At 65.3% G+C, this 14,266-nt stretch carries 7 protein-coding genes; 4 read left to right on the forward strand and 3 right to left on the reverse strand.

Translation table 11 applies throughout. The features are described 5' to 3' along the window. The first annotated feature begins 26 nt into the window (after positions 1–26). The 4 genes from AC1PLU_RS06235 to AC1PLU_RS06250 are packed head-to-tail and all read left to right on the forward strand — an operon-like array spanning position 27 to position 9,676. Positions 27–7,346 (forward strand): hybrid sensor histidine kinase/response regulator, encoded by a 7,320-nt coding sequence (locus AC1PLU_RS06235; protein ID WP_481107994.1) that lies wholly within the window; start codon positions 27–29, stop codon positions 7,344–7,346. 7 nt (positions 7,347–7,353) lie between these two features. Next, positions 7,354–8,541 (forward strand): chemotaxis protein CheB, encoded by a 1,188-nt coding sequence (locus AC1PLU_RS06240; protein WP_481108473.1) that lies wholly within the window; start codon positions 7,354–7,356, stop codon positions 8,539–8,541. A gap of 34 nt (positions 8,542–8,575) precedes the next feature. Further along, on the forward strand, positions 8,576–9,052 hold the full coding sequence (locus tag AC1PLU_RS06245) for a chemotaxis protein CheW (protein WP_006450740.1): 477 nt from the start codon (positions 8,576–8,578) through the stop codon (positions 9,050–9,052). 51 nt (positions 9,053–9,103) lie between these two features. Then, positions 9,104–9,676: a GNAT family N-acetyltransferase gene (locus AC1PLU_RS06250; RefSeq protein ID WP_481094318.1), complete on the forward strand. Its 573-nt coding sequence runs from the start codon at positions 9,104–9,106 to the stop codon at positions 9,674–9,676. 657 nt (positions 9,677–10,333) lie between these two features. On the opposite strand, the gene AC1PLU_RS06255 is transcribed toward AC1PLU_RS06250, so the two are convergent. From AC1PLU_RS06255 to AC1PLU_RS06265, 3 genes are all read right to left on the reverse strand, one after another. Beyond that, the gene (locus AC1PLU_RS06255; RefSeq protein ID WP_481094317.1) at positions 10,334–10,594 is read right to left on the reverse strand and encodes a hypothetical protein; all 261 of its coding nucleotides are present in this window, start codon (positions 10,592–10,594) and stop codon (positions 10,334–10,336) included. A gap of 1,526 nt (positions 10,595–12,120) precedes the next feature. Then, positions 12,121–12,693: a sigma-70 family RNA polymerase sigma factor gene (locus tag AC1PLU_RS06260; RefSeq protein WP_176338955.1), complete on the reverse strand. Its 573-nt coding sequence runs from the start codon at positions 12,691–12,693 to the stop codon at positions 12,121–12,123. 29 nt (positions 12,694–12,722) lie between these two features. Continuing rightward, a complete protein-coding gene (locus AC1PLU_RS06265; protein ID WP_481107995.1) occupies positions 12,723–14,207 on the reverse strand; it encodes a vWA domain-containing protein in 1,485 nt (494 codons plus the stop codon). Positions 14,208–14,266: the final 59 nt, after the last annotated feature.

Genomic DNA, 14,266 nt, shown 5'->3' on the forward strand with positions numbered 1-14,266 from the left:
GTGTCGGTCGTAGGCAGGGGGCTGCAATGAGTGCGCTTCGCGATGCGATGAGTCACGCCGCGCTGGGCTGGGTCAAGCCGGAGTTGGACGAGACGTTGCGCCAGGCGCGCAACGAGATCGAGTATTTTGCCGAAGAACCGTCCGACACCAGTCGGATGCGCTTCTGCGCCGGCTATCTGCACCAGGTGCAGGGCACGCTGCGCATGGTGGAGTTGTACGCCCCGGCCATGGTGGCCGAGGAGCTCGAACTGCTGGCCCAGGCCGTGCAGGTGGGCGAGGTGGCCGACCGCGACGAAGCCTGCGCCATGCTGATGCGCGGCACCGTGTTGCTGCCCGATTATCTGGAGCGCCTGCAGAACGGCCATCGCGATATTCCGATCGTGCTGCTGCCGTTGCTCAATGAGATCCGTGCCACGCGTGGTCAACCGGGCCTCAACGAGAGCGTGCTGTTCGCGTTCGATCCGCAGGCCGGTGTCGCCACCGAAGCCGAACTGGATCACGCGCGCGGCAGCCTGAGCGGGCGCAATCGCGAGTTGCTCGACACCGTCGGCAACGCAGTCAAGGAAGAATTGCTGCGCGTCAAAGACGCGTTGGATCTGCACCTGCGGACCGGCGGCGACATTGCCGAGCTGCAGACCCAGGTCAAGGATCTCGGCAGCGTTGCCGACACCCTGGGCATGATGGGCCTGGGCGTGGCGCGCAACGTGGTCGTACAGCAGCGCGATGCGCTGGCACGCGTGGTCGACGGCCATGTGCAGATGGACGAAGGCGTGCTGCTGGATATTGCCGGCGCGCTGCTCTATGTGGATGCCTCGCTGGACGACCAGGTCGCCAGTCTGGGCGCCGACTTCAGCGAAAACGAAGACGGCAGCAGCGGCGCCACCTCCGCAGAAGTGCGGCGCACGGTGGACGTGCTGGCACAGGAAGCGATCGCCAATTTCGGTGCGGCGCGCGAGCATTTCGTCGCCTTCATCGAAACCAATTGGGATCACGCGCGTCTGAGCAATGTGCCGCATCTGCTGGGCGAAGTCGGCGGTGCCTTGCGCATCCTCGAATTGCCGCAGGCGGCCGATTATCTGGAAGGTGTGCGTCGTTACGTCGATCTGGAATTGATCGGCAAGCAGCGCGTGCCCAGCGGGCGTCAGCTGGACACGCTGGCCGATGCGATGGCCAGCCTGGAGTACTACCTGGAAGCCCTGCGCGAGCGCCGTCCCGGCCGCGAAGAGATTCTGGACATCACCCGCAACAGCCTGGAAACGCTGCGCTATTGGCCGCTGCCGTCGGGCCAGCCGTCCGAATTGCCGGTGGGTGCCGACCAGCCGGGCGACGTGGTCGAGCCGCAGCCATCCGCCGCCGCGTTCGCACCGCTTGCCGCTGCGCCGGGCGTTGCGGCCGCCAACGATACTGCGCCTACGCCTTCGCTGGAATGGGCCAACGAAACCGTGACCGAGGCGCCGTTCGCGGCCAGCGTGGTGCACGACACCGGCGCTGCCGCCACCGATACGGTGTTCTCGTTCGACCCGGTTGCTGCCGAAGAAACCGTGTCCGGTCAGGCGCATGTGCCGTTTACGGTCGCGCCGCTGGACCTGTCCGACGATGGCGCGCAGGCGCCCGGCGACTGGCAGCTGGAAACCACCGAGCAAACCGCCCCAATCGCCACCTCCGCGTTCGACCCGGTGTCGGCCGAGCAGGACGGCACGGTGCCGGCCGAGCTTGCGCAGGTCAGTTACACGGTGGATCTGAGCGCGCTGGAGCAGGACGACATCGCAACGCCGGTGGTTGCCGAGCAGGGGCCGCTGCAGATCGAGCAGATCGATCTGCCGGGCGATGCGGATCAGACCGAAGTACCTTTGGACTTCATCGCCGAGGCCGAGGCCAACCCCCGCCGCGCGCAGACCAGCATCGACGATGCGTTCTCGCCGCCGCCGTTGCCGCCACTGCCGCCGCAGGAACCGGACAACCCGTTCGTCGACGCCGAGCCAGAGCCGCAGGCTCCGCCGGTGGAAGACACCGCAGAGTCGAGCCCGCCGCGCGTGCAGCAGGCAGTGGTCAGCGAGTTCGAACTGGACGACGCATCGGCCGCGTTCCTGGCCCAGCTCGACGCTGCCGCTGCGCAGTTCGACGTGAATCGTCCGCAGGCGCCGTTGACGACCAAGACCACTTCCTACGCTGCCGCCGACACCCACGCAGAGCCAGACACTGCGCAAACAGCGCCGGTGCAGACGCCGAGCGAATCCGTGCAGGGCACTGCGGACGCCGGCATCTTTGGCGGCTTCGGCGACAGCGATATCGATGACGATATCCGCGACGTGTTCCTGGAAGAGTTCGACGAAGAACTGGTCAATCTGGGCCAACTGTTGCCGGTGTGGCGCGCCGCCCCGAACAGCCCCGAAACCATGCGTCCGATCCGCCGCGTCTTCCACACCTTGAAGGGCAGTGGTCGGCTGGTCGGCGCGCATGTGCTGGGCGAGTTCAGCTGGAAGATCGAGAGCATGCTCAACCGCGTGCTCGACAACTCGCGGCCGGCCAGCCCGGCGGTCGTGGCGATGGTGCAACTTGCGTATGACGTGTTGCCGCAATTCAATGCGGCGCTGCGCGACCAGGGCCGCATCAGTGCAGATCTGCCTGAAATCCAGGCCGTTGCCGAGCGCGTTGCCGCCGGCGAAGAACTCTATTACGTGCCTGCGCCGGCGACGCCAGCGACGGCTGGTGTTGCAGATGTCGCAGCCATTCCAGACATTCCGGCCATTGCAGGCGTGCTGCCCGCAACCGGCGGCACACCCGCGTCGGTAGACAGCGTGCTGCGCGAAATTCTGGAAGCAGAAGTCGCCACCCACCTGGAAACCGTCAACGCCTGGCTGCAGGCCACGCAGGTCGAGCCGCAGCTTGTCAGCGAAGAAGTGCTGCGTGCCGTGCACACGATGAGTGGCGCGTTCGCGATGACCGACGTGCCGGAAATCACCTTGGTGACCACGCCGGCCGAAAGTTACGTCAAGCGTCTGCTCGCCGCCTCGGTGACGCCATCGGCCGACGGCATCGATGCCATCAAGGCGACCGCTGCCGCGATCGCCACCACCGTCACTGCGTTGCGCGCCGATGCGCCGCTGATTCCATCGTTTGCGCCATTGACCGAGCGCCTGCGCGCGTTGGCGGATACGCTGCCGGAAGCGCAGTGGCCACCGCAGGTGTTCCTGGAGGAGTTGGACGATCTCGACGCGACCAGCGACGAGGCAATCAGCAACGACACGGCGGTCGAGCTGACCGGCATGCAGGATCTGTCGCAGTATCTGGATGCGAGCGCATTGTCGTCGCATCCGGCTGATACCGCCGCGCCCACCCCTGTTGCCGATGAGGCGACGCAGGATGCCGATGCGCAGGCCGCTGTCGATGCCGATGCACCGATCGCGGTCGACGAGCTGGCCGAAGCGGAAGCCGAAGACACCTCGGCGCTCGCGTTGGAAGCGCCTGCGCCAAGCGAAGCACACGAGACCGCCGATGTTGTGTCGGCAGAGCAGGGTGTTGCATCGGCAGAGCAGAGTGGTGATGTGGCCGAGACCGCGCATGCAGTGAGCGATGATGCGTTCGCATCTGCCGCCGAGTCGGAGCAGGTCGTTGACGCGTGGCAAGGCGATGTTGCGCAGCACGAGCGCATAGACGAAAGCGCATCGCACACTGCCGAAGCGCACGCCCCTCCGGCCGATGAGCCGGTGGTCGAAGCCGACGCCTGGGATGCGACCGAACTGCAGCACGCTCCGATTGCCGACACGGCGTCGCATGACGACGAAACACGCGATGTGCCGGAAGCGACCGAGCACGTTGCGGTGGACGAGTTGGCCGACGCAGAAGCTGCGTTGGGTGATGCGCAAACGCTTGTTGCGCCGGACGCTGAGCTGGCAGATGCCGAGCGCGCAGAGGCAGAACATGTAGAGGGCGAGCAGCAGGCGCTGACTGAGCACGCGGCCGTGCATGACCAGCACGATCAGCACGCCCAGCTCGATGGCGACGCACCGGCGCAGGATGCCGGCGCGCACTTGGTCGACGGCACACCGTCTGCTGACCAAGCGCCTGTCGAGACCATCGAAGCGTTGCAAGCGGTACACGATGAGGCCCCGGTGGCCGATGAGATGCCTGCATCGATGGCCGAAGACTGGACGCCGGAAACCGCAGCGCTGGACAGCGTATCGACCGATCAGGACGAACAGGTTGCCGCAGCGCATGACGATGCTGCCGTGGCCACGGAAGACAGCGCGGAGCAGCCTGCTGACGAGCGAGTGCAGCAGAGCGATGCAGCGTTGCCGCACGATGCTGCCGCGCAAGATGGCGAACAGCTTAGTTCGGAAGACAGAGCACAGCTGGGCGAGCAGACCTATTCGGAACAACACGCCCAGTCTGGCGAACAGGTGCACTCGGAAGAGCTCGCGCCTTCGTATGAGCATGCGGAAGCTGAAACGCATGTTCACTCCGACGCGCAGACGGACGATCAGGCGCGTTCGGAAGAACACGCCCACTCGAACGAACAAGTGCTGTCGGACGCACAGGCGCACGAGCATGCTGCCGAAGAACATGCTGGAGAAGTCGAGCAAACTGCCGAAGTCTTACCCGAGCACACCATCGAGTCGGTGCAGGCTTTCGAGATGGCGCAGGTGGCCGATCAAGTCGAAGAGACCGGCGATCCGCAGTCCGAGATCGCACCGGAGCTGTATGCCAATGCGACTGCAGATGTCGATGCGGATGCCGACAAGGACGGCAACACCGATGCCGACGCTCGACACAGCGACGAACACGTAAAGCGCGACACGACCGTGGCAACGGATCATGTCGAACCCACTGAGTACTTGGATCACACTCAACAAGCCGAACACATCGAGCACATCGAACCGGCCAGCGAAGAGTCGGCTAGCGAACCAGACGCCAGCGAGCAGGAAGACCCCACAGCCGCAACCTTCAGCGCGCCGGTGGAAGAAGCCGCACCGGCCGACACCACCGCCAACGATGCCGGCGCTGCCTTCGATATCGGCCAGCTCAACTTCGATCAGCTCGATGGCGAATTGGTCGACATCTTCGTCGAGGAAGGCCGCGACCTGCTGGACCATTGCGATGGTCTGATCGCCCGCATGCGCGAAGTGCCAGAAGACCGCGATGTCCTCAACGGACTGCAGCGCGATCTGCACACGCTCAAGGGCGGCGCGCGCATGGCCGGCATCAACGCCATCGGCGACCTCGGTCATGCGATCGAATCGCTGCTCGAAGCGGTGGCGGCCAACCGCACTGACATCGATCGCGATGACGTGCGCCTGTTCGAACGTGGTTTCGACCGGTTGCATCAGTTGTTGACCCGCACCGGCATGCACCGCGCAGTGGCGATGCCGACCGACCTGGTGGAAGCCTTCGAAACCCGTACCCGCGGCCGCAATGCTGCACCGCCCAGCGACGCCGATGTGCGTGCGATCGCCAAGGCGTCGGTGGAACCGGCACCGCTGTCGGCGCCGATTCCGGTCGAGGGCCAGGTCGAGGAAGAACTGATGCCGCGCGCGCAGCAGGAACAGGTGCGCGTGCGTGCCGACCTGCTCGACCGGCTGGTGAATCACGCCGGCGAAGTGGCGATCTACCGCTCGCGGCTGGAACAGCAGATGGGCGCCTTCCGTGGCGCCATGGGCGAACTGGATCGCACCAACGCCCGTCTGCGCGACCAGTTGCGGCGTCTGGATCTGGAAACCGAAGCGCAGATCGTGGCGCGTTATCAGCGCGAGCAGGACCACGGCGACCGCACCTTCGATCCGCTGGAACTGGACCGCTTCTCCACCCTGCAGCAGCTCAGCCGCGCGCTGAACGAATCGGCGGCCGACTTGGGCGGTTTGCAGGGCGTGCTGGAAGATCTCTCGCGTCAGTACGACGGCCTGCTGCAACAGCAGTCGCGCGTCAGCTCCGAGCTGCAGGACGGCCTGATGCGCGCGCGCATGGTGCCGTTCGACGGACTGGTGCCGCGTCTGCGCCGTGTGGTGCGCCAGGCGGCCACCGATACCGGAAAGCAGGTGCATCTGGTGCTGGAAGGCACCCAGGGCGAACTCGATCGCAACGTGCTCGATCGCATGGTCGCGCCGTTGGAACACATGCTGCGCAACTCGGTGGCGCATGGTCTGGAAACGCCGGAACAACGGCGCGATGCGGGCAAGCCGGAAGAAGGCAGCATCGCGATCCGTCTGCGCCGCGAAGGCTCGGAAATCGTGCTGGAAGTGGCCGACGACGGCGCCGGGCTGGACCGCGAGGCGATCCGTCGCCGCGGCGAGCAGCGTGGCCTGATCGAGCCGGGCCAGGAGCTCAGCGAGGTCGAACTCGATGGCCTGATCTTCGCCTCCGGGTTCAGTACCTCCGAGCAGGTCAGTCAGCTGGCCGGCCGTGGCGTGGGCATGGACGTGGTGCGCAACGAAGTGCGTCAGCTCGGCGGCTCGGTGGATATCCACTCGGTGCGCGGCCAGGGCGTCACCTTCACCCTGCGCCTGCCGCAGACGCTGGCGGTTACCCAGGCGGTATTCGTGCGGATCGGCGAAACCACCTTCGCGGTGCCGGTGGGTTCGGTCAGCGGTATCGGCCGCATCTCGCGCAGCCGTTACGAATCGGGCGAGGGCGGTTACCACTACGCCGGCGAGGAGTACGTGCTGCACGATCTCGGCTCGCTGGTCGGCCAGCCGGTTGCGCGTGCCGATGGCCAGGCGCAGGTGCCGTTGTTGCTGGTGCGTGCGGGCGACCTGCGCGCGGCGGTGGCGATCGATCAGGTGCTGGGCAACCGCGAAATCGTGGTCAAGCCGGTGGGTCTGCAGATCGCCTCGGTGCCGGGTATCTACGGCGCCACCATCACCGGCGATGGCCGCGTGGTGGTAATCCTGGACGTGGCGCCGCTGGTACGTCGTTACCTCAGCCAGCCGGCGCGTCCGGCGCTGGAAACGCCGGCCGAAGCGCAGCGCCAGGTGCCGTTGGTGATGGTGGTGGACGATTCGCTGACCATGCGCAAGGTCACCAGCCGCGTGCTGGAACGTCACAACCTGGACGTCACCACCGCCCGCGACGGCGTCGAGGCGCTGGAACTGCTCGAAGAGCGCGTGCCCGACCTGATGCTGCTGGATATCGAAATGCCGCGCATGGACGGCTACGAGCTGGCCACTGCGATGCGTGCCGACCCGCGCTTCAAGGCGGTGCCGATCGTGATGATCACCTCGCGCAGTGGCGAGAAGCATCGCCAGCGTGCCTTCGAGATCGGTGTGCAACGTTATCTGGGCAAGCCCTACCAAGAGTTGGATCTGATGCGAAACGTGTATGACCTGCTGGGGATCGCCCGTGTCCGAGAATAATGGCGCAATGGGAACGCCGGTCGCCCTGCTGGGCCGGCCCGGTCCGGCGCGCGAGCGCCTGCGTGAAGCGCTCGGTCTGGCCGGCGCGCAGGTGGTGCTGGAAGACGATCCCTCTGCGGTGGACGTGCAGATGCTGCGCGATGCCGAGCCGGTGGCGGTGCTGGTCGCGCTGGAGCCGTCGATCGAAGACGCACTCGAAGCGCTGGAGCCGGCCTTCAACATGCCGGGCGTTACGGTGATCTTCGACGAGGCCGAGCTGACCGTGCGCCGCGAGGGCTGGGAAGCGCAGCGCTGGGTACGCCATCTAGCCGCCAAGTTGCACGGCCATGCCGACGTGTTGCCGCCGGGTACCGAGAGCGAACCGTCGCTGCAGCCCGAGCCGGGCCTGGAACTGGCACCGCGGCAGCATTCGGATCTGCAGCTCGATCAACATCTGGAAGCAGCCGCGCAGATCTTCGAACGCATTCCTGGCGATGGATTTTTCACGCGTTCCGGCAGCACTGATGCCGCTGCGGTTGTTGACGACAAACCTGGCCTATCGCTGGGCGATTCCAGCACCTGGGGCCTGGTCGATGAGGTCGCCGTGGTGGTGCGCCCGCGTGCCGAGCTGGACGTGGCGGCGCTGTCGACCGGCGGTTTGTCGCTGGTGGAGCTGGACCACACTGGCGAGACCACCGGTGCGGTGCTGGTGATGGCCGGTATCGGTGGCCCGGATGCGATCCGTCGGCTGCTGGGCGCGTTGCCGCCGCAGTTTCCGCGCGCCGTGCTGGTGCGCATGACGCTGGACGGTGGGCAGTACGGCAACCTGGTGCGGCAGATGGGGCGCGTGTCTGCGCTGCCGGTCGAACTGGCTGAAGTCGGCCAGGTGATCGTGGCCGGCAAGGTGTATGTACTGCCCGAAGAAGTCGGTGTGCAGCAGCATGCGGGCGCCCTGGCCTTTATCGCGCACACCGATCCTGCCGCGCTGGTGGCCGCGTTGCCGCCGGCCGACAGTGCGGTGCTGATGCTCAGCGGTGCCAACGAGGCGCTGGTGGATGCGTCGCTGGCACTGGCGGAACAGGGCGGTTGGTTGGCGGGTCAGTCCGCCGACGGTTGCTACGACCCGGCTGCGGCAGCGCGTCTGGCACGCCAAGGCATTTTGACCGGCGACCCTGCGCAATTGGCGCAGGCGTTGGCACAGCGCTGGCCGGCGTAAGCCGGGCGCTTCCTCTCAGATCGGAACATGTGCGATGAGCTATGCCAACAATGACGAAATCCGCGGCGTCCTGATCCAGGCCGGACAGGAGCGCGTGCTGCTGCCGAATGCCACTGTGGCAGAGGTGATGTCGCGGGTAGCGGTCGAGCCGATGGCCGACATGCCGCGCTGGGTGGTTGGGCGCATCGACTGGTACGGCTGGAAAGTGCCGTTGCTGTCGTTCGCGCGCCTCAGCGGCATGGGCGAAGAGCCCGCCGCAGTCAACAACAAGGTGATCGTGCTGAAGGCGCTCGGTGGCGATCCGGCGCTGCCGTATTTCGCGCTGCTCACCGCCTCGTTCCCGCAGCTGATCTCGGTGCCGCGCGACGGCCTGCTGGCCGACGCCTCCGAAGACGCGCTACCCGACGGCGTGCACATGCGTGTGCTGCTGGGCGAGCAGAGCGCACTGCTGCCGAACCTGGATGCGATCGAAGCGCAGGTTGCGCAGGCGCTTGCGGCGGTTGCTGCTTAAGCGCGGCTGGCTAGACGACTACGCGGCGGCATCTGTACTACTCGCACTGTCATGAGCCTTCCCGTCTTCGCGCCAGTTGATCATGCAGACGGTGTGGTGCTGTGCGATCTGGCGGTGGTCGATCCGGCGGCGATGGCCGAGTACCACACCCGTAACCGCGAACATCTCGCCGGTGCCATGCCAATGCGGCCGCCTGCGTTCTACACCACCGACGGCTGGCGGCGGCTGAGTATCGCTTATCGCACCGCGGTGCCCGGCGAGCGCGAGTTGCAACTGGTGTTGTTGCGCGATGCACAGGTGATCGGCACGGTCGGCTTCACCCAGATCCAGCGTGGCGCCTTCCAGGGCTGCCATCTGGGCTACGGCCTGGATGCGCAGCAGCAGGGACGCGGGTTGATCCAGTGGGCGGCCACACAGGGCATCGCCTTCGCATTCGGCCCGCTTGGCCTGCATCGAGTGATGGCGCAATACGTCCCCGACAATCTGCGCAGTGCGCGTGTGCTGCAACGCCTGGGTTTTCAGATCGAAGGTTATGCGCAGCGTTATCTGCAATTGAACGGCGTCTGGCGCGACCATGTGTTGACCAGCAAATTGCGCGATGACGACCAGGCTGTTGGCGCTTAGAGCGGCTAACAAAACTACTTCACGCCAGTCCACTGCAGGCCGGCTGATCTACTGCCTGCCTGCAGGGCCCTTGCCCGCCCACCATCGCAGGACACGCTGCAAGTACGTCCTTGTAAGCTCTTACGCGGCATCCATGCCGCGTAAGGTCCCGCGACGGTGGGCGGGCAAGGACCAGTCGAGATGGTCGTTATGCATGGTTTTAAACACAGCAACCGATCAACTCTCTGTGCGGTGCCCTCGCCGATTGCGGGACCGTGTGGCGGCATGGATGCCGCCACCGAGCCCCCAGGGACGGGTTCACGGCGTGTCCCGCGAGCGGTGAGGGCACCGCGCATTCGACCCACTCAGCGTTTGATCTGCGCTTTTTTGACTGCATCCACCAAGATGCGGCCGACAAAATCGCTGCACTCACTGACAGGCGCTCGCTCGCTAGGTTTTGTTAGCCGCTGTTAGTGCCTGTGGTGTACGCGTTGAGTTGCTGATGCGCGCGGTCGATTTGCTTAGCGTTTATTCGCGATGTGCTGTGCAGCGCCTGACGTTTGAGAGACGACTGATCCACAAAAGGTCAGGGCTTACACAACTGCGCGCGTTGCCCAGTGGCGCTACCTTGCGTTGATGTCTGCGTTGATCGCAGCATTGTGCTGAAAGGGGGCGCCCTTATTGCGCAGTGTCGAATGGTTCAAGGCGTAGCTGGTCAGCGGCCAGATGCGTGTCTTGCACGATATCCACCTGCGTCGACCAGCCGCGTTGCTTGAGTTGATCGCGCAGTTGAGTGGCCCAGCTCTGCACCTCAGGCGCATCCGCTGTGGCGGCCCGGAGGCGGATCTGGGCAGGCGTTCGATCGACCGACAGTGCGTAACGCGCAAGCCAGTCGCGTGGTGAAGTGGAAATCGGTAGCGGACCGGCCTTGGGGGGCATGCTACCTTTTGCCTGGTAGACCGTTGCGTCCGGCGCGGCTGCGCTTGCGGCTGGTTTGGATGATGGAGATGCATCGCGATAGGCATCGAGGTGCAGTCTGGGTGCATTGCGCACGCGCAGCGGAGCAGCCTGGCCTGCGACAGGCGCAGCGCGGGAGATCAGTGGTGTGTCTGCTGCATACGCGTTTGTCTGTGCCCGCTCGACCAGAGAGGTTTGCGCTGGCGGCGATGCAGGTGCCGATGCCGCGTTTGCTGCAATTGATGCGGGTGCGGGTGTGCTGCGATCTGCGGTTGCGGCAAGCGAGCCGCTGACGAACGCATCGGCCGGGCTTGCGGCGATGGGAGCGGGCGGCGGGGGCGCTGCTGGTGCCTGCGCGTCGATGGATTGCGCATCAACATCTGGCGCGGGTTCGGCGACGCTCATGGCTGCAAGTGCAGGCGCAGCAGCAGGTGCCGCAGCAGGAGGTGCAGGTGCGGGTGCGGGTGCGGCAGCAGGAGTGGGCGATGGCGCACTGACTGATTCCGAAGCGACGACCCGGGCTGGCGATGGCAGCGCGGGCGGCAGTGACGACTGCGATGGTCGTGGCGTTGTGGAAGGCGCCGCCGCATTGGGTGCCTCGGCATACGTCGGTGCCGGCAGTGCAGGCATGTCGGATGTGCTGTCTGCTGTGCGATCCACCTGGTGGGCGTCGCGCGTTGCCTGTTGAGTCTTTTGCGGTTCTGCCCATGCCGTATCAGGCGTCGTAGCCGTCGGCAGCTCCAGCGTGGGTTGACTGGCCTGCCACTGCAGGCCAATGCCAACGGCCAGGGTGATCGATGCAGCAAAGGCGAGCGTCGGCATCCAGCGCGGGCGCCGGCTGCTGCGCCGGGAGGCGGCTGCGTGGCTGGTTTGAGTAGAGGTTGCGCTTGATTGGAGTACTGGCAGTGTTGATGCCTGAGCCTGAGCAGCAGACGCATACGCAGACGCAATTTCAGGCGCAGATGGGGCGCGCGATGCAGCTCCAGATGTATCCACCGCTTCATTCGAAGAAGCCGACAGATCCGCAGCTATCGACGCATCTTTAGCTAGAGATAAATTCGCAGCCATCGAAGTATCTTTAGCTATCAATACCTCTGCAGCCACCGACACATCTGCAGCGGAGGGCACATCCACACTCGGCCGCATAGCTGCCTTGTCAGTGCGCGCTTGCTGCTCGATCCACGCACGCGCAGATGCGCTCAACACCGTCCCCAATGCCTGATCGGCACGCTCGCCCTGCGCAAGACGCGCCTGCATGGCAGCGCGCTGTGCTGCCTGCGCGTGTTCGGCTTGCGCTGCGGCGGCGGCAAACACGGCTGCCATCGTGGAGGGTGCTTCGAATTGCAATCCGTCCTGTGCTGGAGTCGCTGCATTGCGTTCGGCATCGGCAGTGCGCGCGGCCTGCGCAAACCATGCATCCATGGACGCAGGCGGTGCATGCGACGGCAGGGCACGCAGCAGTGCGGCAAGGCCATCGCTGCCCGCGAGAAAGCGGTCGAATGCGCTACTCATTGCGTCGCATCCAGGCTCAGGCGCAGTTTTGCGAACGCATAGCGCAGCCGGCTCTTGACGGTCTCGAAGCCTTCGCCGATCACCTGGGCGATTTCTTCCATGCTGAGTTCGGCAAAGAAGCGCAGCACCACCACTTCGCGCTGTGCGTCGGGCAATGCCATCACTGCGGCGCGCACGCGATGTTGCTGCTGGCCGAGCACGGCCAACTGCTCGGTGCTCAAGTCGTCGTCTGGCAGCTGCAGATGCGCATCGTCCAGCGCAACCGAGGTGGTGTGATATGCGCTGCGGCGGATGTCGATCCAGCCGTTGCGCGCGATCTGAAACAGGAAACTGATGAACGTCGCCTGCCCGGGTCGATAGTCGCTGCAGCGTGTCATCAGCTTGACCCAGGTCTTCTGCGCGAGATCTTCCGCTTCGCTCAGGTTGCCTTCGCACAACCAGGCCAAAAAATTGAACAGGGCGCGGTTGTGGCGCGTGAACAACTCGGTGGCCGGTTGTTCGACAAACCCATTGGCGACGAGGAGCATGAGCTCCTCGTCGGGAAGGTGCGCAAGATCGGCAGGTTGCATGCGCGCAGTATAGGCAAGCGCCGCGTGCATCAGTCGGTGTTGGCGAGTGGCCGGGTGCTCAGGGTGTCGGCCTGCTGCACCATGCGCAGAAAATCGGCGCGGTAGCCGAAGTGGTCGCTGCCCAGGCTGCCGGCAGCCAAGGCGCGTACCTGCGGATAATCCCAGCCACGCAACTGACTGCCGCCACGCAGGCGCTGGCCGAACCCGGCCACTGCGGCGGAAAAGCGGAAAGCATCGCTGGTGGCGTTCAAGGCGCGGCGTTGCTCGCTGCGGACCACCGTGTCGAGCAGCTGGCTACGCTGTGCGTCGGGCAGTTTGTAGCGCAATTTGACGTGCGCCAGTTCGTTGTCCACCGCACGCTGCTGTCGAGGCGCGGTGGTGGTGGCATAGCGTAGCGGGTCCACCGATGCGTGGCCGTCGGTCGGAGTGATTTCATACAACGCGGTGACGGTGTGGCCTGCGCCGATCTCGCCTGCATCGACCTGGTCGTTGTTGAAATCCTCGCGTTGCAAGGCACGGTTTTCGTAGCCGATCAGGCGATATTCCTTGACCGTGTCGGGATTGAATTCGACCTGGATCTTGACGTCTCGGGCGATCGTGGCCAGCGTCGCGCCCAGCTCGTGGGTGAGTACCTTGCGTGCTTCCAGCGGCGAGTCGATGTAGGCGTAGGCACCGTCGCCGGCATCGGCCAGCTGCTCCATCAAGGTGTCGTTGTAGTTGCCTGTGCCGAAGCCGAGCGTGGACAACGCCACACCGGAGCGCCGCTGCTCGGCGACCATGCCCTTGAGCTGATCGAAGTCGGTGACGCCGACATTGAAGTCGCCGTCGGTGGCGAGCAGGATGCGGTTGATGCCGCCGCGCAGATAGCCTTGCTGTGCCGCCTTGTAGGCCAGTTCGATGCCGCTGGCACCGGCAGTGGAACCGCCCGACTGCAGGGCGTCGATCGCTTCGATGATGCGGCCTTGCTGGTCGCCGGGCGTGGGCGGCAGTACGACCGCGGTGTTGCCGGCGTAGGTCACCAGGGTGATGCGATCTTTCGCACGCAACTGGCGCACCAGCAGCTTGAGCGAGGACTGCAGCAGCGGCAGTTTGTCGGGCGATTCCATCGAGCCGGAGACATCGACCAGAAACACCAGGTTGGCCGGCGGCAAATCGGCAGTGGCGATAGCGCGACCGGCGATGCCGACGCGCAGCAGCAGGCTGTCGTTGTTCCAGGGGGTGGGCGCCAGTTCGGTGCGCACCGCGAAGGGTTTGCCGTCGGCCGGTGCGGGATCGTCGTAGCGGAAGTAGTTGATCAGTTCTTCCACGCGCACTGCGTCGACCGGCGGCAGCGTGCCCGCACTCAGGAATCGACGCACATTGCTGTAGCTGCCGGTGTCCACGTCGATGCTGAAGGTGGACACCGGATTCGCCGCGGTCTGCACGATCGGGTTGTCGCTCAGCGTTTGATAGGTTTCGCGGTTGTCGGCGGGTGCCGGCAGGATCGGCGGCATCGGCATGAGGTTGTCGAGCATTGGGCGACGCGCGACCAGTTTGGCGGCCGGTGCGCGTTGTGTAGCGGAGGCTTCAAGTG

It is taken from the genome of Xanthomonas sp. NCPPB 2933 (assembly GCF_056725225.1).

Bases quoted from the DNA above. Each gene is read 5' to 3' on its own strand.
- AC1PLU_RS06240 (WP_481108473.1), top strand. From the start codon at position 7,354: ATGGGAACGCCGGTCGCCCTGCTGGGCCGGCCCGGTCCGGCGCGCGAG.
- AC1PLU_RS06260 (WP_176338955.1), bottom strand. From the start codon at position 12,693: ATGCAACCTGCCGATCTTGCGCACCTTCCCGACGAGGAGCTCATGCTC.
- AC1PLU_RS06235 (WP_481107994.1), top strand. From the start codon at position 27: ATGAGTGCGCTTCGCGATGCGATGAGTCACGCCGCGCTGGGCTGGGTC.
- AC1PLU_RS06250 (WP_481094318.1), top strand. From the start codon at position 9,104: ATGAGCCTTCCCGTCTTCGCGCCAGTTGATCATGCAGACGGTGTGGTG.
- AC1PLU_RS06255 (WP_481094317.1), bottom strand. From the start codon at position 10,594: ATGCCCCCCAAGGCCGGTCCGCTACCGATTTCCACTTCACCACGCGAC.
- AC1PLU_RS06265 (WP_481107995.1), bottom strand. From the start codon at position 14,207: ATGCTCGACAACCTCATGCCGATGCCGCCGATCCTGCCGGCACCCGCC.
- AC1PLU_RS06245 (WP_006450740.1), top strand. From the start codon at position 8,576: ATGAGCTATGCCAACAATGACGAAATCCGCGGCGTCCTGATCCAGGCC.